This window comes from Methylomonas rosea, assembly GCF_024505055.1.
GTDB lineage: Bacteria > Pseudomonadota > Gammaproteobacteria > Methylococcales > Methylomonadaceae > Methylomonas > Methylomonas rosea.
The window spans coordinates 17,299-38,858 of sequence record NZ_JANIBL010000025.1; the positions used below are offsets into that span (position 1 = coordinate 17,299).

The window sequence follows — 21,560 nt, forward strand, 5'->3', positions numbered from 1 at the left end:
TTTGTTAATGAATCCATGGCCTCACTGAACTATCACCACTTGCGTTATTTCTGGATGATCGCCAACGAAAATAATCTGACGCGGGCGGCTGAACGCTTACATGTGTCACAGTCGGCGCTCAGCATTCAATTACGCCAGCTCGAAGAGTCGTTTGGGCAAAAGTTGTTCGAGCGCGAAGGCAAACGCCTGCAATTGACCGAAGCCGGGCGGATTACCTTGGATTACGCCAACGCCATTTTTCGGGCAGGGGATGAATTGATCAGTCTGATGCATGGCCGCTCAGCAGCGGAGCGCCAGTTGTTGCGGATTGGGGCGGTCTCGACGCTGTCGCGTAATTTTCAGCTTGCGTTGGTCAGGTCCTTGGTGCAGCGCAGCGACGTCGAATTGGTGCTGCATTCCGGTAGTCTGCGTGAATTACTGGCGCAAATGCATACCCACACCATCGATCTGGTACTGTCCAATCGGCCAGTACCCCGCGATGCGCAAACCAATTGGCATTGCCATCTGTTGGACGAACAGCCGGTCAGCCTGGTGGGTAAACCGGACGACGACAGTCGGCCGTTTCAATTTCCGCAGGATCTGCATAGCCGACCACTGCTGCTGCCCAGCATCGAAAGTGAAATTAGAGCTGCGTTCGATTTCTTGTTGGAACAAGCCGGGGTTAGGCCGCTTGTGGTGGCTGAAGTCGACGACATGGCAATGCTGCGTTTGCTGGCGCGTGAATCCGGGCATTTGACCTTGGTGCCGCCGGTGGTGGTACTGGATGAATTGCGCCAAGGTATATTGGTGGAGCGCTACCGCATCACCGACATTCGAGAACGCTTTTATGCCATCACGCCAAGCCGGCGTTTCCCCAACGCCTTGGTCAAAGATTTATTAGCCAGATCGCCTGAAGCAAAGGTTTCCGACAATGATCCCGTCTCAACAATGGGAGACAGGGCTTGACGTGAGCTTGTTCTGAAAGAAAAGGGATGTGATTTTGGAGTGTTTTACTGAGTCAATTGGTCTCTAGCTAGGGTAAGGGGCTTCAATCAAATTACCCGTGTCGGCGATATGTTTGGAAAGAAAGGATTCGGATCGCTGCATGCGGTTTTGCCTTGCATATTTTGGGCGCACCCAAAGACCGGCATTCGTTTCAGGAATGTCGCTTAATCGTTGTTGGCAAAGGGGCGCCAAATTTATCGGCGGGATAATATTGGTGCTATTGCCGCCGCTAGGGATATAGTCTTTGGTTTGCAGTGCTGCCGATGGTCTGTTCGAGCGCAATGGCAATCGAAACTTAGGAGGTTGGTCATGAGTATTCGCCGGTTTGTCGGACGTAGTTCCAAAATCGCCTATCCTAATTCCGGCGTCCTTACCTGCTCGTTACGCGGTTCGGATTTGTGGATACTGACCGTCATATTAGCAATAGGCATGCAGGCCTGTGCCGTAAGGCAGCCGGTGGTTTTACCCGCACAGCCGGATTTTGCCGGCTGCGCGGGGTTTTTTCGGGATATGGACGTCAGAGTCGACGAGTTCGGCGTGGCGGATGCGGCTGCCGCGCGCATCGAGGGCTTTCCAGGCCTGCGTATCGATCGCTTTTTGGCCTCATTTGCCGGCGCCGATTTAACGGCAGACGCCTACGCCGCGTGGCTGGAACGCTTGCGCGGACTAGATCAAACCGCAAGGCTGAAGGAATGGCGCAATCTGCCGGCTGCGGCAAAATCCGCCTTGCGAGCCCCGGCGGCTCAAGAGGCTGGGGAGACAATATCCGCTTGTGGCCGAATACTGACCCAGCCGTTATCGAACGCTTCAGACCAACGCGCTCGGTTATTGTCGAATATACAGCCGCCCGACGCTTATTCGACCTGGCAAAGAATTTTCGGCCTGTATTTCTTGAGCCGCTGGGCCATCGTCGACGGCGTCCGCCAGTTGCATAACGAAATGCGCGCACCTTTCCTGGCTGCGCATCAACAACCGGCCGAGGGCCGCCTGATACGTTACGAGCCGCCGGTTTCTCCTTCTATCCAGGCGGCGGAAGTCGCACAGATACTTGCGCAGTCGGCGGCCAATCCCTTGGGTATTCCGGAGCCGTCACCGGCTCAACTGGAGCAATTATTTTCCGCCTATGCGCCGGGCTGGGTAGTCGATACCGTGAGCGATGATGATCGTATCGGTACGGTTGCCCTCAATGCCGATGGGGAAGCTCAGGTCGATCCACAAAACCCCAGCGTCTATCGGCTGGCTTCCCATACCCGGTTTGGAAGCCAGGTTTTACTGCAACTGAATTACCTGATCTGGTTTCCGGCCCGGCCGGCTACAGGTCTGCTGGATATTTACGCCGGTCGCTTCGACGGCCTGATTTGGCGGGTCACCTTAAGAATGGATGGTAGCCCGCTGGCTTACGAAAGCATTCATGCCTGCGGCTGTTATTACCAGATATTTCCAGGGCAGGGGGTTGAGGTGGTGCAGCCTCTGGATGATTCGGAACCGGTTTTGGCGCCGGTGTCCATTCTCGCCCGACAACCCGGCGAACGCTTGTTGGTGAAAGTTGCGGCGGGTAAGCATTTTATCAATGGTATCGCCACCGCTATGCCGGCGACGGATGCGAAACCATATGGCTGGCTGGATTACGATGCGCTACGCTCGCTGCCCATGGCCGACGGCGGATACCGCAGTATGTTCGACGAAGAGGGCTTGGTTGCCGGCAGCGAACGCCCGGAAAGATTCCTGCTGTGGCCCATGGGCGTACCCAGCCCCGGCGCCATGCGGCAATGGGGCACGCATGCTATCGCTTTTCTCGGCAAACGCCATTTCGATGATCCGTGGTTGTTGGAAAAACTGCTGCGGCCGTTGGGGGAATAAGGCAGGCGGAAGCGGGCCTTGGAGGATGCATTTCATTTCTCAGTCAAGGACATGTAAAAACGCGAAAAAACCGTCATTTGGCTAACGTGATCGATATTGACGTTAAGCATAAAGGAAGCGGCGAGTGGAAAAGGAACTGCAAAAACGCTGAGAAATCATATACAGCGTACTAACTTTAGCCCGCGTAGCTCCGATTAGCGATAGCGTAATCGGAGGACTGTTGGCTTCAAAATGTAGGTGCGATTACGCGAGCTAATCGCACCTACATTTTGAAGGACAACTTATTTGCCAATTGTTGTCATTGCAAATTCAATTTTCTTTGGCGGCTAAGCGTCGATAGCCGACAACCCTTTGCCCAACTCTCGCTATTCCGGCAGACAAAGCTGCCATGTAGGCATCAGGCGTGTAAACATTTCGATTCCTGCAAGTTCGCGGCGCAAGATCTGCCAACGGGCCAGATCAAACCAATCCCGATACAAACATGCCATCCAGTCCGCCAGCCGCACGGCGGCATAGGTCTCGGCATCGTTGCTGTCGCAGACAGAAAGGCCGGCGCTGTATTGGTAGCCGGTGATCACGGTAGTTTCATCATAACCCCAGCGATGGAGTGCAAGCGCAGCCATGCCGGCATGAAATGTCGTCTCCTCGGGCAGACTCGATTCCGCAGCCGTGGCTACAGGGTTCAGAGTTGCCGGCAGTTCGGAGAAATGTATGTCTGTAAACAAGGCCTGCACGTGTGCGGCAAGCTCGGGGGTATTGGCAGCGTGCCAGAAATTGAAGACCACTGTTTGTCGCGGCTGAATCGCCTCCGTGACACCATGGTATGAATCGACGTGCAGCAGAAAGCCAAAGGCTTTGTTGTACTCAGGATTAACGCTGAACACCGCCTCGCTCTCCGGCGAGGAGAATAATTCCAAAACACCGCCATGGTCGGTTTGCCATTGCTTATTCAGTTGCACGACCAGTCGTGCAATTTCGTAACCCACTAGCGGCCGGTCGCTGTGTACACCAATGGCTTGCCCCGGCAGCATGCGTTGCGCCGTGACCAGAACACGATTCGTGAGAGGCAATCCGGTAATCTCGCGCATTCTAGTAAGCACTTCCGCTTGAAACGTGTCTGGAATATTCTCGGTAACGTCTTTGAGAGAACACCGGTAAAACGCGCCATCCCGATGCTGCCAGTTACCGTCTTGCAAGAATAAGGAATCAAGTGCAGCGCACTGATCCTGGGAAAAGGCAGCATTTACATAAAAAAACGGGAACGGGCTATCGTGGTGGATGGGCTGCGCGAGCAACGGCTAAGCTCCTTTTTGGGTGATATGAGAGGTGGAGTCAGAAGGGGGCAGACGCTGCTATTTTTGCTGGAAAACTTAGCGTTGTTTGGGCAAATATTGGAAGCGGTTTTCCAGCCTAGGTTAGAGATGCCAACCCAAGGGCAGCATCAATTCCTAACTACAAGGCATCATTCCCGCGATTACGCTTCGCTAATCGCGGCTACATCGGCTAGCTGAATCCACAAACCAAAGCTGTAAGTTTTTCACATTACTGCTTCGGATAAACCTGCACCCACTCTATTCTGGGGCCGTTCATTTCTTTCACGACGATTTCAAAATCGTTGAAGGCGATGCGCTCGCCGGCTTCCGGGATGTCGCGTAATTGCGCCAGGATCATGCCTCCCACGGAATCGACGTCGTCCAGATCCAGTTCTTCGTTTTCCACATCGATACCCAGAATCCGCTCCAGCGAGAAAATCGGCAAGCTGCCTTTGCCCAGCAGGCTGCCGTCATCTTGACGGGTCCAGTCACTTTCGGTTTTTCGAAACTCGTCGCGGATTTCGCCGACCATGGCTGACAGCAGATTGTCCAGCGTGATAAACCCGTGCGGCTTATGGCCTTTCTGGCCGATGACCGCGAAATGCGGCGAGCCTTGGGTAAAGCGCCGGAACAATTCCAGGGCCGGCATATGCGCGGAGATATGTTGAATCGGCCGTAGATAGGGTTCCAAATCGTCGATTTGCTGGCCGTGTTGTTGCGCTAGAAACAAATCCTTCAAATGGATAATGCCCAGCACATCGATACCGTTACTGTCGAAATACGGGTAGCGGCTGAAGCAACTGCTGTAAACCGTTTCCAGCATGTGTTGCTGAGATTGGCCTTGATACAGCGCGGTAATTTCGTGAATCGGCCGCATCAGATCGGAGACTTCCAGCTTGCCGAAATCCAGGGCCTTGGCCAGCACGTTGCATTCATCGCTGGTCAGATTCTCGCCGGCCCGGCTGGAGCGCAGAATCAGTTTCAATTCGTCGTTGGAATAATGACTGTCCAGGTTGTGGCCGTCGCTAAGTCCGGCGATGCGTAACACCAGATTGGCGCTGCCGTTCAACAACCAGATGGCCGGGTACATCAGCCAGTACAGCGCGTAAAGCGGTCCGGCGCTCCACAGGCCTATGCCTTCCGGATTGCGGATAGCCAGCGATTTAGGCGCTTGCTCACCAACGACGATATGCAGGAAGGATATTGTGCAAAACGCAAATGCAAACGAGATGTTATGGATGATTTCCGGGGAGGTGATTTCGGCTTTGACAAACAGCGGGACTAACAGGTCGGCGAAAGCCGGTTCGCCTATCCAGCCCAGGCCCAGCGACGCCAGGGTAATGCCGAGTTGGCAGGCCGATAGATAAGCGTCGAGTTTTTTGTGTACTTTGGCGAGAATGCGGCCGCGCCAGCCTTCGGTTTGTTCGATTGTCTTGATTCGGGTCTGCCTTAGTTTGACCAGACTGAACTCGACCGCAACAAAGAAGCCGTTTAGAAATACCAGCAACAAGGCGCAGGCGACCAGAACAAGATTACTCATAAATAAAGCGTTGATTACAGCGGAATCGCCATTATACCGGGAATCCGCACCTTTGCTCGATGTGTGATGGCGGCGCCGGGTGTGCGCTAATCCGGCGGGCCGGGCAGGCGTTCGACATTGGCGGCCATGTGCATGGGATAAAGCGCCGGGCCGAATTGGGTGAAAATCGCCACGTCCGCCGCGTCGTGGCCGTAAGCGACTATGACCCTACCGCCGCATGGTTCGGCTTGCGTCGGGTCGAAGGTATACCAACGCCCACCCACATAAGCCTCGAACCAGGCGTGAAAATCCATAGGCTGCAAGCCGTATAAATAGCCAACCACCATCCGCGCCGGTATACATAAAGCCCGGCACAGCGCGATGCCCAAATGAGCCAATTCGCGGCAGACGCCTTCACCTGCCATATTGGTTTCGACTGCCGACAACTGGAAATGCGGCGAGTCCGGATTGAAACGGATATTGTCGCGTAGCCAGCGGTGCAGCGTCGCGACTTGGTCGTAACCCGGTAAGGCATCGGCGACGATTTCCTGGGCCAGATCGATAAACCGGTCGGATTCGCAATAGCGGGTCGGGATCAGATAGGTCAGTACCGAATCCGGCAGAGTTTGCACTTCCGTAAACGGTGCGCCGGGGCAGACGTCGATATGTTCATTGGTATGAATGTCGGCGCTGGTGCGCACGGCAAACTCGCCGGGCGGGGCAATCAGGCGCTGACAGAGATTGCCGTAGTAGTCGGTATATTCGAATACCGGCACCGTCGGATTTAAGGTATACGACTCGCGGGCCACCCATTGATTGGCGCCGTTGCGCGGCCGCAGCATCAAAATGAATGGAGTCTCGATGATGACATCGAAGCTTATTTCGCAGCTAGTGCGCAGCCACATATAGGGTGTCCTTGTGTTGATTACCGAAAAATCAGCCTCGGGGCACGCACCGATAGGTGCGGTGCCGGAACCAGCCGCTTGAGCAACATTGATCGTACGCGCTAAATCTTGGCTTTGTCTGAGCGGAGGGGCCAGAACGGGATCGACAGCACCAGTATACACAGCAACCAAGCCGTGAGTTGCTGATTGTAGAAGGTGTAGCCTAAGGCTACCGGTAAACCTTCGCTAAAGCCCGGATGCGCTTGGATAAAGTCGTAAGCGGCCATGAACTCGTGCGTCTCGCCTATCACCACGGCAAGCATGCCGAAGTTTAAAAAATACGCCAGTAAACGGTCGCGCGGCGTTTGCGAATTGCCGCCGCATAGGCTGTCGAAGCGCAGCATATGCCATTGCAGTCGGCGCTGGGCCAGGTATAGGCAAATGATCAAGCCGCAGATGCCGATGGCCGGAATTGCGAATTGTTCGACAGGGAAACTCAGATACCGGCCATTGAACGCCAGGCTGTAGGTTTTATACAGCGCCAGCACCACGAAAAACAGATAGGCGCTTCTCAAGCGGTTTGCCAGGGCCGGCAGCGCGGCTTGGTGGGCTAAAATCGCATAGCAGCGTTGCAGCAACAAGCCGCTCAACAGGCCGTTGGCTACCACAAGCAAGACGGTGTAAGCCTGTTGCCAGATGCTATAGCTGGTAAACCACAGAAAATCCGCCAGCGTCACCAGGCATACCCCAAATATTTGCGCCAAGGTTAAAAATACCAACAAGCGCGGCCACGGCAGGTTTTGTAGTTTTTTAAAATATATCGAGGCAAGCAGCAGCCACAAACCGGTCGCCCAGGCAAAGTGCAGCAACCAATCCGGGTTTTCGTAAACCGGGCCAGTCAATGGAAATACCGGTTCCCGGTCGATAGTCAACAAGCCCCAATTGGCGCCGACCACGCCTTCGTTATGACTTTTCCAGGGTTGGTTGAAGGCTTCGACAATGTTGTAGTCCAAACCGTGCCGGTTCACGACTTCGATCAGGCTGCGGATGAAGCGGGTTTCGTTAACCACGCTGGGCACGGCTTGACCACGTTGCCGGCCGGCGGCCGGCCAGCCGGATTCGCCAATCAGAATCGGTTTGTTAAGACCCATGCTGTGGGCTTTGTCCTGGATTTGCTGAACGATTTTCTCTACATGTCCGGCCGCATCCTCAATCGCCACCGGCTCGTCTTCCCAGTAGGGCAGAATGTGTACGGTAATAAAGTCCACTTCCTGCATCAGCTGCGGATATTTCAGATAAATAGACCACACATCCGCATACGATACCGGTTGTTTTACCGCCTGTTTGACCTGGCGGATATAGCCGATCAAGGTGTCTACATCCATGTCTTTGCGCAGTAGGACTTCGTTACCGACCAGCACCCGTTTCACTACATCCGGGTTGGCGTTCACCGCTTCGATCAGTGCGGCTATTTCCTTTTTATTGCTGGCATGGCCGTCGCCAAGCCAGCCGCCTTGAATCATCTCCACGCCGTGTTTGCGCGCAAATTCGGGAGTAGGTTGCATGCCGCCGAGGATCGAGTAGGTGCGGATGGTATGGGTTTTATCGGCAATCAAGCCCAGGTCGGCGTCGATATGCTCCGGCAGCGGAAATTTTTCTTCGATAGGACTAAAGCCTTCGCGATACGGCGCGAACGACAAAGAACGTAATTTACCCGAAGGTACATCGACACCGGCATCCTGGGGTCGATTCAGGCTCCAGGCGATGGCGCCGTGAACGACAACGATGAAAAGCAGGCAGAACAGCAGATAGGTGGGGCGCATGACAGGGGATGGTTAAGCTAAGTGAATAAATACGTGGGGTTGCGGGGATTATACAGGCTTGGCGCGCGCTAAAAATCAAAGTCGGCGAGTCAAACGGCTATTCTCGATAAAACTATGTTATCTGCCGGCCATGCCGCGGGTTATTTGCCGTATTCCAGGGTGGCTCGGAAGTAAGGTTCAGCGCAAGGCAGCACGACGGGTGGGGCCTGCCAGCAACATGCGTCTTTGGTTCAATTATTGCAGACGCTCTGACGCAAGGCTGCGCTGCGACATTTTGGTGGGGTATCAGCCAGTTGCTGTTTTTGAATAAAGCTTTGGATATTTCCGATACGCATGAGTGCACAGCCATTGACCGATATTTCCGCGTTCTGGACCGAGTCCTTGGCCGATGAGTTATTGCGTTTTTTAACCGGGCGTTTGAAATGCCCGGACATTGCTGCCGAATTAACCCATGATACCTATCTGGGCTTACGGCAAATCGCCGAGAAATCGCCGCCGGATAATGCTCGAGCCATGGCTTTTCGGATCGCGATCAATCTGACCATCGATCATCAGCGCAAAACTATGGTCAGGGACCGTTACGGCTCTGACGAAGATTTCGATGCGCTAGCCGAATCCATTCCCGGCAACGCCGCGCCACCGGAACAGGTGTTGATCGGTCAACAACGTTTGGCCGCATTGCAACATGCGCTGGACGAGTTGCCGCAAGCCTGCCGTAGTGTGTTTTTACTGCACGGGGTCGATGGCCTGACCTATACGCAAGTTGCCGAACGCTTGGGGATTTCCAAGTCTCAGGTCAATAAATTGCTGGCCAAAGCCATGGCGCATTGCGCGCGGCAACTGGCCGATTAAATAAAACGCCTGCCTTATTTTTCTTCAGCCCGTCCCACACCCATGTCGTTAACCCCCGCCGCTTGTTTGCAAAGCCCGTCTTGTTATGATCGCTTTCGTACCTCGCACGTCTTTATCAATATCACCCCTGCTCAATTGGAGATCGCATGCCAGCGCCGTCCGACAAATCCATTCACACGAGTCTGCAAGATCAGGCCATCGCCTGGCTGGTTTGTCTGCGCGACGACAGTTTGAGCGATGCGGAACTCGAAGCGTTCGCCGATTGGCTGAACCGCGACCCTTTACATGCCGAGGCATTTACCGAGGCAGAGAATTTGTTCAGAGACATGGTGGTGGCCGGCAGTCTGTCCAGAGAAGCGGAAGCAAAACAACCGGTGTTTAGGCAAGCCGCACCGGCGACTTTCGGCGCGGCTAAAATCAAGCCAGCCAAACCCAATCCACGTCGGCCCTGGTTCGCTGCCGGGTTTGCCATGGCGGCGATGTGCCTGTTGGCGATTGGGCTAATCATGCCCCAACAAGCGCGCTTGCTTAGCGATTATTTAAGTGACTACCGCACGCAAACCGGTGAAATTCGCGAGATTCAACTCAGCGACGGTAGTTGTTTGCTGATGAATACCAATAGCGCGGTTTCCGTAGCGTTCAGCGCCGAGGCCAGGCGGATCGTGTTGCACCATGGCCAGGTGCGATTTACGGTGGCAAAGGATAGCCGGCGGCCTTTCGAGGTGGTAGCCGACGGCTTAACGGTCCGTGCTTTGGGTACTGTGTTTGAAGTGTATAAAACCGCAGCAGAGCATACCGAGGTGACCGTTCAGGAGCATGCCGTAGCGGTCCGCACTGCGGATCGAGAGAGTGACATTACCGTCGCCCAGGGGCAAAGCTTGAGCTATAAGCCCGGATTGCCCTTGCCGCATCCGCAGGCCGTGGGGGCGGAACAGTCCGCTTGGCAGCAACATCGGCTGGTGATCAACGATAGACCTTTAGCAGAATTGATAAGCGAGTTGGAGCGCTATCGCTTCGGACGGATATTTCTGGCCGATGCTGCGCTTAAAAATTTGCGGGTGACCGGGGTGTTTTCTCTGGATACGCCTGACGAGGCCCTTTCTTCGGTGCGCAAAGCACTGGCCTTGCAAGAAACCCGTATCGGTCCCTGGTGGGTGTTATTGCATCGCTGATATTTTGGCGCGGCAAACCTTCGTGCATATTTCGTCAACCCAGCCCATGAACATCGTCGCTCCCGCACAGACGGGAACGACGATGCCGCTTTAATTTGTGTATTCCAGCGGGTCGAAAGCTCGAACGCATAAGCTCAAGCCGTCCGTATCGATTCCCTCATTTCGAAAATAGTTAAATTTTTTGTGATCGATTTTTGTGCTGAAACGACTTCTATGTTGAGAAACATTATTTTTCGGACAGGACGGATCTTGAAAGCACGGATTAACGATTTTCGCTATCAGCTTGCAGTCGGCGCATGGCATCGGCCGGCCATATACCTTTGCTACGCGCTGAACGGCAACCGCGTCGGCGTCGATACCTGGGTATTGATCTGGTTGGCGGCGGCTGGCGGGCAATTGAGCAGCAGCCAGGCGGTTGCTGCGGAATCGGTCCGCCACTTCAATATTCCCGGTCAGTCTTTAAACAACGCGCTGATTCAATTTGCCGCACAAGCTGAGTTGGAGTTGATTTTTTCAGCGGACATGTTGCGTGAGATCGTCAGCCCGGACCTGCAAGGTGACATGTCGGCGGAGCAGGCATTGACTCGCTTGTTGCATGACAGCGGCTTTGCTCATCGTTTTATCGATACCGACACGGTGACTTTGGAACGCAGCTTGGAGCAAGCTGCGTCGACCAATACGCCGCCGGTTACCTTGGATGCCATGACCGTAGTGGGCTCAAAAACCGGGGAAGCCGGCACGGAAATCGGCGCCGAGTCCATGCTTGCAGATGTGCGGACCTATGCCGTTAGTCAAATTGTCAGCGCTACCAGAACGGACACGCCGATCAAGCAAATCCCGCAGTCGGTGCATGCGCTGAAACGTACTTTGCTCGACGACCAGCAAGCTATCAACGTCAGTGAATCATTGATCAATGTCAGCGGCGTAGTGCCGCGCAATGTGCTCTACAGTCCGGTTATCGAAGGCACATTGATTCGCGGCTTCCGCTCCGAACAACTGATAGACGGCTTTACTCAATACTACAACCCCGGCGACCGGGAAAGCACGGTTAATATCGATAAAATCGAGGTGCTGAAAGGCTCCAACGCCTTGCTTTACAGCGGCGGTTCGGGCTCACCGGTGGGCGGGGTGGTGAATCTGCTTTCCAAATTGCCACAGGCCAAATACTTCGGCCAAGCCGGTTTTAGAATCGGTAGTGATAGCTTTTATCAGCCATTTTTTGATATCAATCAACCGTTAAACGATCATGTTCTGACGCGCATTACCGGCGAATACACCAACGCCAGAGATAACATCGACATGATCGAAACTCAGCGTTTTAATATCAATCCGGCCCTGACGCTGACCGATAACGACAAAACCCGTTTGACCCTCCAAGCCAAGCTGTCACGCTGGCAGCAACCGGAGTATCAGGGCTTGCCCGTCACCGGCAGCATTGCCGGGGCTTTTCGTATCCGCCCTGATCTGTTCTTGGGGCCGGCCAATCTGCCCGATAGCCATTCGGATGCCGATGCGGTGTGGGCTGCACTGGACAGGCAAATCAACCGGAGCTGGCGCTTAAACCTGAAGGCGCGCTATGCGCACGCCAAGTTTGACGAGAAAATTCAGACGCTGTTCGGTAGCGACGGCCTGAGCGCGGATCGGCCCTTGTCGCCAACATCGAGCTGGGCCTTGGTCAATGCCGAATTGTTTCAACAACAGCATGAACGTAGCTTGCTGGGCAATTTGCAGGGCAAGTTCAAGCTTGGTCCCAGCGAAAACAATTTGTTATTTGGGGCGGATTACAGCCGTTTGCGCGATGCCGGGTTTATCGAAGGCGACTTCGGACCCTCGGGTTTGGGCGTGGGTACATTGAATTTGCAGGCACCTGTATTTGACACCCCGTATGGCGTGCCGGGGCCTGGCCTGGAAAATCAGTTCATCGAAAACATCACTTACGGTGCTTACCTGCAGTGGCAAAGCACGCTGTACCGGCATTTTCATGTGCTGTCCGGTCTCAGGCTGGGCAAGGTCGACATCGATTTCAATAATGCGCAAACGGGGGTACACGTTAAAACCGATACGCTGAAATGGTTGCCGCGTCTTGGCGGCGTGATTGATCTGAACGACGAAGTGTCCTGGTTTGTTTCCTACAGCGCGGGCATGCGCGGCCAACCCTTTGTGAATTTTGTCGATACGCCGGCCCCGGAATTATCCAACCATCTGGAAACCGGCCTGAAATTCAATGTTGCGAACCAATTCAGCGGCCAATTGGCACTGTATCAAATCGAGCGCAGCCAGGTCGCGGTCACCGACAGCAGCGATTTTCAGCGGCGTTCGGTCGCCGCCGGCCAGCAGCGTTCGCGCGGCGTTGAACTCGATCTGCTTTGGCAGCCGTTCGAAGGTTTGAATCTGTTAGCGAACTATGCCCACACCGACGCCCGGTTCATGGATGACAAGGCCGGGGTGGATGCCGGCAATCGCTTAGCCCAAGTCCCGGACGATGCCGGGCGGCTCTGGGTGCATTACCGTTTTCAGCAGGATGCGCTGCAAGGCTTTAGCGTGGGCTTTGGCGTATATGCCCGTGCCGGGGCTTATGTGTCCAACAACAATCGCTTCAAAACCGCTGCTTATCACAGCTTTGACGCAGCGCTGGCTTACGAAACCGGGCGTTTTACATGGGCGGCCACGGTCAAGAATCTTAGCGATGAGGATTATTTTCAGCCCTACGGCTATTTCGAGGGCCGGGTTGCGCCCGCGCCCGGCCGAGCCGGATTCGTCAGTGTTTCGATCAAGTACTGACCTAATTAGCAAGATGCGTCAGCTAAACCAAAAAAATCCGTCATGCTCGCTGGGATACCCAAAGGGCACAAGAGCGGGCATCCAGTGCCATGGACGGCGAGCTTCGAGCTATCCATGCAGTCGTCATTTCGGCAATCCCTGCCGAAATGACGACTTACGCGACGTGCCTTTGAATTAGCTGAAGCAGCTTACTAATCAGGAGTACTGATGTCGTCCTTATCTATTTACCGCAGGAGTTTTTCAGGAGCACCTCACTCAGGGACTTAGAGTGATGTCGTAGGGAGTGCGACAAACATGCCACATCCGCCGCGAGACGGAGCCGGAAAGCCACGGGTCTTGGAGATTAAGACAGCCGGGTTACCTTCAAGCTGCATACCGTTAGTTAAGGTTGGCGATTTGAAGATTAACTTTAACCGTAATTTATTAAGGAATAAAAAATGACAATCTTGCACTACAACCGTTCTCAACTGGCGACCGCCGGCCTGCTGGCCTTCAGCGCACTAACCGCCGTTTTGGCTCCCGCCACAGCCAGCGCCGCGCAAGTCAGCGGCGATGCGACCATCACCATCAACAATGCTGCTTTTGCGGCGGCATCTGTCAATGTCGGCGCCGGGTATCCGAATGGCTGGATTGTCGCGAAACATTGGGGTGCCAGCGATAATTTACTCGGCATCACCGGTGCAACCACGGGCGGTACTGCGCTGTCGGCAACTGCCAGCACGCCAATGTCATTTGTGGTTAACGCCAATACCGCTACCAACAACTATCCGGCTTCCGGTCCCTATGGCCGTACCGAACAAGCCACTACGATGGATGCCGGCAATACCTCGGTCGGTCAAATCGGTCTGAGCGGCGCCTGGTTATTAACCAGTCCCGGCGGCAGCGGCATTTTGACCCCTTACGACTTTAGCCTGGTAAAAACTGCCGGCATCTGGAATATAAAAACCTTCGATACCGGTTTTGGCACTCAAAATTTCTTGAAACTGACCAACGTCGCCGAGTCGGTAAACGGCAATGGCGAATTGCTGCTGAGCGGCGATTTGCAATGGACCGGTTTGTGGGCCGGCTTGGTTGGCGCCAATACCAATGCCGTGGTCGGTACCTTTAGTCTGGCGCCGTCCGCTGTGCCGGTGCCTGCGGCAGTCTGGATGTTCGGCAGCGGTCTGCTGGGCTTGCTGGGCGCAAGTCGCAGAAAAGCCTTGGCCGCAGCTTAACTCACAAAGTGGGCTTGGGGCGGTCGCCAAGATTCGCTTCGGGCCCGGACTTTCGGCAATAAATCCCTCTTCTTGCCCGCATGCCGCCGACTGCTGTCGCTTGCGTATTCAGCCAGGGAGAGGGCTTATTCCGACCATCCGCTGATAGGGATTTTATGAAGATCAACAAAAACTGCGGCTATCCCGCTTTGGCCGTGCGGGCGATGCTGGCCATCGGCCTGGGAATGGCCTCAGCAAGCGCTGATGCCACGCTATTGAATGCGCCTTCCGGCGGCACGTTTACGATGAACCTGGACCGCAATGCGCTGGCGCCTTACGCCGGCGGTTATTTTCTGTCGACTTTCTGGGACGCAGCGGCATCGGCTACCGACAATCCGGCCAATACCGGCGACCATTTGCTTAGCCAGCTCAACAGCACCGAGATTTCCGGACTTAATCAGGTGTTCGAGCTGACGGCTATCGGCAACGACCCCAGTCCGCAAGCCAGCCAGCGTTACGTCAAAGCCACATCAGCCGATTTTGCCATCGATACCATCACGCTGGCCGGCGTGGCCGGGACACAAGTGGGCATGACCGGCGTGCAGGGATTTTATGCGCCGAACTGGCCGCCCAGCGGGGCCGGCTTGGTCAACGGCGATTTTTCGCTGCGTTACGATGCCGACCGGCAAACCTTGGGCCGCACCGGCTGGTACTTGGCCAATAACATTTATTTCACGATGGCTGTGTACGACCTAAACAATCTAAGCCTGAACTTTACCAATGCCGAAAACTGGCTGCTGAGCGGCGATTTATTAATGTCTCCGGAAAACGCCGGCATGTTGCAAGGCCCGCAATTGATCGATGTCGGTAATTTCTGCTTGGGCACCGGCGCCTACGCCGGTTGCGGACAGGTATCGGCGGTGCCGCTGCCCGCAGCTGTCTGGCTATTTGGTAGCGGATTATTGGCTTTTATCGGTAGTGCTCGTAAGCGCTATTTTTCAACAAGAGTGAGTTTATGAAAATCATTAATCATCAATCGTCTGTATGGCTCTTTACCGTCAAACTATTCACCCGGCCCTTGAATACCGTCGCTCCCGCGCAGGCGGGAGCCCTGTTGCCACGGTGGATTCCCGCTTTCGCGGAAACGACGGCTATAGGGAATTTTAGGGCCGGGTTAATACTAGCGGTTTGCGGTATTTTTCTGTCCAGCCATGTCCTCGCCGCGACAGTCAGCGGCGGCGCGCTGATCATTAATCTAAACCGCGATGCGCTAATCGCCGGTGTCGATCAGGACTTATATCCGGATACGCCCACCGCAGAATTTCAAATTTGCTGCCGACCTTCTCTTTACCTGGAAGAGTTTTACGACGCCTCGTCGGCAGCGAAAACCTTTGTTGAGTTGCGGGATGCTAATACACCGGATTTATACGATCTGGTATCCGATGAAATTCCGGCGACAGGGCTGCAATTTAGCGTCAACGGTCCTGGTGCAATAACCAACCCGGGCGGACGCCAGAACAGAAATACCACTTTCCAGTTCGAACCCGGCAATTTGTTCGGTACCGCCAGCGGTAGCATCGGTCTGGGCGGCGTGATGCGCTTTAGGGTTGACGTCAATCCGCCAAACAATAGAGTGCATTTGGGCGACATGACTCTGGAATACGACCCCACGAAAGAAGCCGCCACGCCGGGCCGCTCGGGTTGGGTGATTACCAATCATATCGGTTTCGATGCCGGCGGCTTTGAGCTGTTTGATGTCACCACCGCAATAGTCGGGGATACTTTAAGCCTCAATGGCAATCTGGGTTTTGGTTGGGGTTTCGATCATCTGGGCGCCGGCGCCGCGCGTTTGCGTGATACCCGCATCGGTACCTTCAGCTTTCAAACCACGGTGGTGACGGGAGAGCTGCCGGCAGCGGTGCCGGTGCCGACAGCGGTATGGCTGTTTGCCAGCGGCTTGGCCGGGCTGTTTCTGAATAGCCGTTCTAACAGCAGGAACGCGTGATGAAGCTAGGTGAGAATGCAGGATTGCTTCGGCCCTTAACTGCCGTTCGCCCTGTACCTGGCGAACGGCACACACCCATTTTTCGTAAGGTCAGGCTGGTAAAAATCGCGGCAGGCTTAGGCATCGGTTTGACATTGAACACAGCCGTGCAGGCAGGACTTTCCCCCGTGATCAGCTTCAGCGGGTATCACAGCCATCAAGTCAACGTCGATGCCGGTGGTCAAAACATCGTTGGCGATAAAGGCAACGAACCGACGCTGGCCGTGAATCCTCTGAATCCCGCCAATATCGTCGTGGGCTGGCGCAGGTTCGATTCGCCGCCCACGGCCGTCAAACACGGCGGCTATGCCTATAGCTTCGACGGCGGTGCCAGTTGGGCGACCGGCATGCTGCCGGCCTTACCGCAGCAAACCCGTACCGACCCGGTGCTGGAGGTCGATGCCCAGGGCAATTTTTATTACCAGTCTCTGGCGGTATCGGATAGCACGTCGGTGTTTAAATCCAGCGACGGCGGCGTGACTTGGTCGGAGCCGGTGTATCAGTTTAAAGGCGACAAGAATTGGCTGGTCATCGATAAAACCGGCGGCCCTAGCGACGGCCATATCTACAGTACCTGGCGGCGGCCGGCCGACAGTAACCCCGATCCCAACTATGTACCCAAATATTTCATCCGTTCCACGGACGGCGGCTTGAGTTATCAGGAACCGGACACGGCATTGCCGGTGGCAAACTTCGGTTTCGGCCGGCTGGCTATCGGTCCGGACGGCGAGGTTTACTTGTTTGGTGTCGATGAAACGATTTTGTCCGTTAATGCTTTGGGAATCGTGCGTAGCGGCCATTATTTCCTGAAATCGATTGATGCCAAAGATCCCGCCGCTTCACCCACCTTTAGCGCGCAAAAGGTCGATATGGGCGGCAACAGCATGATGTTCCTGTCACCGAGCTTGCAGTTGCCCAATCCGCTGGGCGGCGACGGCGATGTGCAAATTGCCGCCGACCAATCAGCCGGGCCATTGCGCGGTAATATTTACTTGATGGCACACGTCACGCCCTACGCTTGGCAAACGGGCGACGATCCGCAGGATATTCATTTCGTGCGGAGCAGCGACGGCGGCGCCACTTGGTCGGTACCGGTACGCGTGAATGACGACCCACCCGGTGCCAATGCATATCAATGGTTTCCGATGCTAGGCGTGGCGGCCAACTCCCGTATCGACGCGGTGTGGTACGACACCCGCAACGGCAGCGGCAGTGCGCCGTATCGCTATTCCCAACTTTACTACGCCTACTCCTGGGATGGCGGCGCGACCTGGAGCAAAAACCAGGCGGTCACACCCGTGTTCAATACTCATCTGCCGTATAACGTGGTGAACGGCGAGGAGCGGCAAAGCGACAAAATGGGCGATTACACTCAGTTAGTCTCGGACGCCAACGGCGCGCACATCGCCTACACCGCCACCTATAACGGCGAACAGGATGTGTATTACCTGAACGTGTTTCCGGATTGCAATAACAACGGCAAATCGGATGTGCTGGATATTCAAAACCGGCTCAGCGGCGATACCAACCTGAATAATCTGCCGGATAGCTGCGAGAACATCTCGGTAACCGGCGACCTGGACGGCGACCGGGATGTCGATCAATTGGATTTGAACGTGGTTGTCGCGGCACGCAACAAGGCGGCTTCCGGTGTTAATGATCCGCGCGATCTGGATAAAAACGGCGTGATCAATGCGTTGGATGTGCGCAAGCTGACTTTGCTGTGTACGCGGTCGCGTTGCGCAGTTTAAGTGGGCTTGACCCAAACGGCCGGTAGTCGACTTTTCCAGCCGGACTTACGAATCGAGATTGTTCCGTCATTCCCGCGCACGCGGGAATCCAGAATGCCGAATATAGGACTAACAATGATGATTAAACAACTAAAAGCCGCCATTGCCGGCATTGCCTTATGCGCGGCCAGCGGCGTTGCCGATGCTGCCATTGATTTACATTTTGCGCCGCTTAACCAAGCCGCCGACGCCATCGAGATCGGCCTGAGCATCTCCGGCTTGGGTGACGACGCTTTGGCAACGTATGATTTTAATATTCAGTTCGACCCAACACACTTGGCGTTCTCCAGCGTGGCCTTCGGCGATCCGTTTTTGGGCGACGAACTGGATGTGTTTAATTTGGGTGGAAACAGTGTTGCCGCCGATTTGCTTGCGCCCGGTGTGCTGAACCTATTCGAGTCCTCATTGGACGACGCGGCGGATTTACAAGCCCTGCAAGCCAATAGCTTTACGCTGGCGATTATCCGCTTCAACTTGCTGAGCAGCGGTAGCAGTCAGCTTGATTTTTTGATTAACAGTTTGGCGGATGCCGGTGGCGATGGCTTGTCGGCAAATACAGCGCCGCTCACCGTCAACACGGTCGCCGCCGTGCCGTTGCCGGGGATGTTTTGGCCGATGGTTGGTGGGTTGTTGGTGGTGTTGAAGCGGCGTAGGAGTTAGTCAATTTAGCCTAGATGAAGCGAAGCGTAATCCGGGAGACAATTCGGTGAATAACCTAGATTGGATTGAACTTCATACTGGCTTGTTGCGAAGCACGTGTTTGGATGATATACGGAAACTTTATAATTACTTGTTAGAACTTACATGCTCGGACTACCTGAATCCTCTCTCGGCGCTGTAATCGCTGCAACTATTGCAGGTGTCGTTTCATTGCTTAGTCTAATCGTGAGCAAGGAGCAAAAGGTCTCGGATTTTCGCCAGGCCTGGATTGATGCTCTTCGTTTGGAATTATCTACAGTAATTACTCACGCGATGTCGTTGCAAGGTTTATCAACCACAGAGATTAAAGATTCCTCCGACGCCTGGATCAAATCACACGGCGACTTTATTGAGATCAACAAGGCGATTACAACAATAAGGCTACGCCTCAATCCAGAAGAACCTGAATGCAAAGCCATTCTTTTGCAATTAAGTGAACTTGAAGTCACTTTTCGTACTTTCCCAATACCCAATCAAAAAATTTGTGACATTGAAGCAGACATCATTAAGCACTCGATAACGTTGCTAAAAAATGAATGGGTGCGAGTTAAGAAAGGCGAACGGGTCTACAAGATAGCAAGGCTCATAGCCACATTCATTGTAGTCATCGGTTCAGCGCTTGTTTTTGTAGGTTATGCGCGCAACCCGTTCTAACAATCCAGTCAATCGGACAGCACTAGCCGCTTATTCCCTGTATGTGATGCAATCAGCCCCGTGGTTCAGGGTGCGCGGTAGCGTTCCCTGACCTATCCAAAAGCTATTATTGAAATGTCACATAACCCCTTAGGCGGCAATGTGACCTACGTTTGCTGATTTGGAGTTATTCCCGATCACCCAATTTAGGCAAGCGACCCGCCAAACCCATCGCATGTCGCGTCAGTAGTTGTTTAGCGAAGGGCAGGTGGTCCAGCAAGGTCAGGCCGGCGTTGCGGACGGCGGCTAGCGGTAGATTGTCGTTGGAGAATAGTTTCACCACGCTGTTGGTAAAGCCTATGGTTTTGCCGTGATCTTGTTGACGTTGCCGGCTGTAGTTTTTCAGCAGGCGGGCGTCGCCCAAATCGCCGTGCTGCTCGTGTTGGTCTAGCAGCATTTCCGCCAGTAAGGCCACATCGCGTATACCCAGGTTAAAACCTTGGCCGGCCACCGGATGCAATTGGTGCACGGCGTTGCCGATGATGACGGTGCGACCGGAGACCATGCTTTCGGCGCGGATCAGGCTCAAGGGAAACGCCCGGCGCGGTGCGGCCAGTTTCAGTTCGCCCAAGCGGTAACCGAAGCAGTTTTGCAGCTCTGCAAGAAATTCGCGGTCGCTGACGTTAATCAGGGTTTCGGCTTGTTCGTGAGTGCGCGTCCACACCACCGCCGATTGTTTACCCGCCACCGGCAGCAAGGCCAGCGGACCGAATTCGGTAAAGCGTTCGAAGGCGATATTGCGATGCGGCAGCGCCGATTGCACGGTGGTCACCAGCGCGGTTTGCCCGTATTCGGTGACTTGCTGCGGTATTTCCAGCAGCTTGCGTACCGTGGAATTACCGCCGTCCGCACCGACCAGCAATTGCGCGCTGACGTTCAAGGAACTTCCGTCATGCTGTTTCAAGCTGACGTTAATTGCATCGCGGCCAGACATTAAACCGGCCACCCGAGTCTGATACAGGCAAACGGTGTCGGTCTTTTCGACCAGATCGGCCATGTGTTGTTCGATGTCGCGGGCGACGATCACATAACCCAAGGCTTCCACACCCTGATCTTCAGCCGCCAGCCGGGTTTTCCCAAAATGGCCGCGATCCGAGACGTGGATGTGTTTGATGGCGGTGGCTTTATCGGCCACGCCGCGCCAAGCGCCCAAGTCGTTGAGCAGTTCCACGGTGCCGGCTGCCAAAGCCAAGGCACGGTCTCCAGCTGGCGAGTGGCGCAGTTGTTCGCGGCTATTTGCTTCGACCAAGGCGATCTTCAAGCCACTGTTTTTTAGCGCCAGGGCCAGACAGTTACCGGCCAGGCCGGCGCCGACAATGATCAGGTCGAAATCGTGTTGCATCTGTTTTAGCCTAGTGCTATTGATCGGTCATAAAGCGTTTCCGGCGCGACATCCAGGTCACCTGGCCAACACACGGTACCCAGTCCGACATAGGCTTGATCGAATAAAGCGCGGTCCTTAAGTTTAATGAAAACGCCTTTGTTCAGATAAGGGGACATGTCGAACAAGCGGTGTTCGCCGGTATCGAACCAAAGTTCCAGCTTGTAGTTGTCTTTAGGTAGTACCTGAATCACGGATTCCATAATGACCTTCCTTTAGCGTAAAGGATCGATAGGGAAGAGCTTTTCACCATTGATCGCCAAGCTCCAATCGGCTAGCAAAGATTCCCGATGAATTTCAATCCAGGCCTGTACCAGCCTGGATTTGGCAACCGGCAGGTCGCCGCCAAGTAATGCGCCGTCGGCTATGGAGAACGAAGCATTGTAGTCTTGATATTTGGCGTGGATGTGCGGAAGTTTATGGCGTTCATCGTCGAAGAAATACATACAAATGACGATGCCATAAAACATACTGATGGTGGGCATATCGAATGTCTCCGCCTTGCTAGCTCGATTGCATTAACGCTTCGATGGCTTCTATCGACTTTGGCACGTTGCTGGTCAGGATCTCGT

At 54.6% G+C, this 21,560-nt stretch carries 18 protein-coding genes and 1 riboswitch; of the genes, 11 read left to right on the forward strand and 7 right to left on the reverse strand.

The genetic code is table 11. From position 1 onward, the window contains the following. Positions 1-15 precede the first annotated feature (15 nt). Both NP589_RS09750 and NP589_RS09755 read left to right on the forward strand, forming a co-directional pair. Positions 16-945, forward strand: a complete 930-nt coding sequence (locus NP589_RS09750) for a LysR family transcriptional regulator (protein WP_256606810.1) — start codon at positions 16-18, stop codon at positions 943-945. 348 nt (positions 946-1,293) lie between these two features. Continuing rightward, positions 1,294-2,844, forward strand: a complete 1,551-nt coding sequence (locus NP589_RS09755; RefSeq protein ID WP_256606811.1) for a hypothetical protein — start codon at positions 1,294-1,296, stop codon at positions 2,842-2,844. 365 nt (positions 2,845-3,209) lie between these two features. On the opposite strand, the gene NP589_RS09760 is transcribed toward NP589_RS09755, so the two are convergent. The 4 genes from NP589_RS09760 to NP589_RS09775 form a co-directional block, all read right to left on the reverse strand. Beyond that, positions 3,210-4,139, reverse strand: coding sequence for a 2OG-Fe(II) oxygenase (locus NP589_RS09760; protein ID WP_256606812.1), 930 nt, complete (start codon positions 4,137-4,139; stop codon positions 3,210-3,212). Between the two features lie 247 nt (positions 4,140-4,386). Continuing rightward, the gene (locus NP589_RS09765; RefSeq protein ID WP_256606813.1) at positions 4,387-5,697 is read right to left on the reverse strand and encodes a hemolysin family protein; all 1,311 of its coding nucleotides are present in this window, start codon (positions 5,695-5,697) and stop codon (positions 4,387-4,389) included. A gap of 86 nt (positions 5,698-5,783) precedes the next feature. Further along, positions 5,784-6,581 (reverse strand): transglutaminase domain-containing protein, encoded by a 798-nt coding sequence (locus NP589_RS09770; RefSeq protein WP_256606814.1) that lies wholly within the window; start codon positions 6,579-6,581, stop codon positions 5,784-5,786. 101 nt (positions 6,582-6,682) lie between these two features. After that, on the reverse strand, positions 6,683-8,383 hold the full coding sequence (locus tag NP589_RS09775; protein WP_256606815.1) for a glycoside hydrolase family 17 protein: 1,701 nt from the start codon (positions 8,381-8,383) through the stop codon (positions 6,683-6,685). A 333-nt stretch (positions 8,384-8,716) separates the two neighbouring features. Here NP589_RS09775 and NP589_RS09780 point away from each other — a divergent pair, with 333 nt between their 5' ends. From NP589_RS09780 to NP589_RS09820, 9 genes are all read left to right on the forward strand, one after another. Further along, a complete protein-coding gene (locus tag NP589_RS09780) occupies positions 8,717-9,235 on the forward strand; it encodes a sigma-70 family RNA polymerase sigma factor (RefSeq protein WP_256606816.1) in 519 nt (172 codons plus the stop codon). Between the two features lie 146 nt (positions 9,236-9,381). Continuing rightward, complete coding sequence (locus NP589_RS09785; protein ID WP_256606817.1) at positions 9,382-10,407, forward strand: FecR family protein; 1,026 nt, start codon at positions 9,382-9,384, stop codon at positions 10,405-10,407. A 249-nt stretch (positions 10,408-10,656) separates the two neighbouring features. After that, positions 10,657-13,188: a TonB-dependent siderophore receptor gene (locus tag NP589_RS09790; RefSeq protein WP_256606818.1), complete on the forward strand. Its 2,532-nt coding sequence runs from the start codon at positions 10,657-10,659 to the stop codon at positions 13,186-13,188. A 286-nt stretch (positions 13,189-13,474) separates the two neighbouring features. Further along, a riboswitch (cyclic di-GMP riboswitch) is annotated at positions 13,475-13,553 on the forward strand. A gap of 72 nt (positions 13,554-13,625) precedes the next feature. Next, on the forward strand, positions 13,626-14,402 hold the full coding sequence (locus tag NP589_RS09795; RefSeq protein ID WP_256606819.1) for a hypothetical protein: 777 nt from the start codon (positions 13,626-13,628) through the stop codon (positions 14,400-14,402). Between the two features lie 155 nt (positions 14,403-14,557). After that, positions 14,558-15,400, forward strand: a complete 843-nt coding sequence (locus tag NP589_RS09800; protein WP_256606820.1) for a hypothetical protein — start codon at positions 14,558-14,560, stop codon at positions 15,398-15,400. Next, positions 15,397-16,386 (forward strand): hypothetical protein, encoded by a 990-nt coding sequence (locus NP589_RS09805; RefSeq protein WP_256606821.1) that lies wholly within the window; start codon positions 15,397-15,399, stop codon positions 16,384-16,386. Before NP589_RS09800 ends, NP589_RS09805 begins: the two co-directional genes overlap by 4 nt. Further along, the gene (locus tag NP589_RS09810; RefSeq protein WP_256606822.1) at positions 16,386-18,176 is read left to right on the forward strand and encodes a hypothetical protein; all 1,791 of its coding nucleotides are present in this window, start codon (positions 16,386-16,388) and stop codon (positions 18,174-18,176) included. The genes NP589_RS09805 and NP589_RS09810 overlap by 1 nt, the downstream gene beginning before the upstream one ends. Positions 18,177-18,290: 114 nt before the next feature. Then, a complete protein-coding gene (locus tag NP589_RS09815) occupies positions 18,291-18,875 on the forward strand; it encodes a cohesin domain-containing protein (RefSeq protein WP_256606823.1) in 585 nt (194 codons plus the stop codon). A 144-nt stretch (positions 18,876-19,019) separates the two neighbouring features. Further along, complete coding sequence (locus tag NP589_RS09820) at positions 19,020-19,568, forward strand: hypothetical protein (protein WP_256606824.1); 549 nt, start codon at positions 19,020-19,022, stop codon at positions 19,566-19,568. A 166-nt stretch (positions 19,569-19,734) separates the two neighbouring features. Here the strand turns inward: NP589_RS09820 and ubiH are convergent, their stop codons facing one another. From ubiH to NP589_RS09835, 3 genes are read right to left on the reverse strand one after another with little or no spacing between them, the layout of a single operon-like run. After that, positions 19,735-20,949: a 2-octaprenyl-6-methoxyphenyl hydroxylase gene (gene ubiH, locus NP589_RS09825; RefSeq protein ID WP_256606825.1), complete on the reverse strand. Its 1,215-nt coding sequence runs from the start codon at positions 20,947-20,949 to the stop codon at positions 19,735-19,737. 5 nt (positions 20,950-20,954) lie between these two features. Then, a complete protein-coding gene (locus tag NP589_RS09830) occupies positions 20,955-21,191 on the reverse strand; it encodes a DUF2442 domain-containing protein (protein ID WP_256606826.1) in 237 nt (78 codons plus the stop codon). Between the two features lie 12 nt (positions 21,192-21,203). Further along, a complete protein-coding gene (locus NP589_RS09835; RefSeq protein WP_256606827.1) occupies positions 21,204-21,473 on the reverse strand; it encodes a DUF4160 domain-containing protein in 270 nt (89 codons plus the stop codon). Between the last annotated feature and the right edge of the window lie 87 nt (positions 21,474-21,560).

Coding starts and splice junctions, on each gene's coding strand:
- NP589_RS09750 (WP_256606810.1), top strand. CDS start 16: ATGGCCTCACTGAACTATCACCACTTGCGTTATTTCTGGATGATCGCC.
- NP589_RS09755 (WP_256606811.1), top strand. CDS start 1,294: ATGAGTATTCGCCGGTTTGTCGGACGTAGTTCCAAAATCGCCTATCCT.
- NP589_RS09765 (WP_256606813.1), bottom strand. CDS start 5,697: ATGAGTAATCTTGTTCTGGTCGCCTGCGCCTTGTTGCTGGTATTTCTA.
- NP589_RS09770 (WP_256606814.1), bottom strand. CDS start 6,581: ATGTGGCTGCGCACTAGCTGCGAAATAAGCTTCGATGTCATCATCGAG.
- NP589_RS09775 (WP_256606815.1), bottom strand. CDS start 8,383: ATGCGCCCCACCTATCTGCTGTTCTGCCTGCTTTTCATCGTTGTCGTT.
- NP589_RS09780 (WP_256606816.1), top strand. CDS start 8,717: ATGAGTGCACAGCCATTGACCGATATTTCCGCGTTCTGGACCGAGTCC.
- NP589_RS09785 (WP_256606817.1), top strand. CDS start 9,382: ATGCCAGCGCCGTCCGACAAATCCATTCACACGAGTCTGCAAGATCAG.
- NP589_RS09795 (WP_256606819.1), top strand. CDS start 13,626: ATGACAATCTTGCACTACAACCGTTCTCAACTGGCGACCGCCGGCCTG.
- NP589_RS09800 (WP_256606820.1), top strand. CDS start 14,558: ATGAAGATCAACAAAAACTGCGGCTATCCCGCTTTGGCCGTGCGGGCG.
- NP589_RS09805 (WP_256606821.1), top strand. CDS start 15,397: ATGAAAATCATTAATCATCAATCGTCTGTATGGCTCTTTACCGTCAAA.
- NP589_RS09810 (WP_256606822.1), top strand. CDS start 16,386: ATGAAGCTAGGTGAGAATGCAGGATTGCTTCGGCCCTTAACTGCCGTT.
- NP589_RS09815 (WP_256606823.1), top strand. CDS start 18,291: ATGATGATTAAACAACTAAAAGCCGCCATTGCCGGCATTGCCTTATGC.
- NP589_RS09820 (WP_256606824.1), top strand. CDS start 19,020: ATGCTCGGACTACCTGAATCCTCTCTCGGCGCTGTAATCGCTGCAACT.
- ubiH (WP_256606825.1), bottom strand. CDS start 20,949: ATGCAACACGATTTCGACCTGATCATTGTCGGCGCCGGCCTGGCCGGT.
- NP589_RS09830 (WP_256606826.1), bottom strand. CDS start 21,191: ATGGAATCCGTGATTCAGGTACTACCTAAAGACAACTACAAGCTGGAA.
- NP589_RS09835 (WP_256606827.1), bottom strand. CDS start 21,473: ATGCCCACCATCAGTATGTTTTATGGCATCGTCATTTGTATGTATTTC.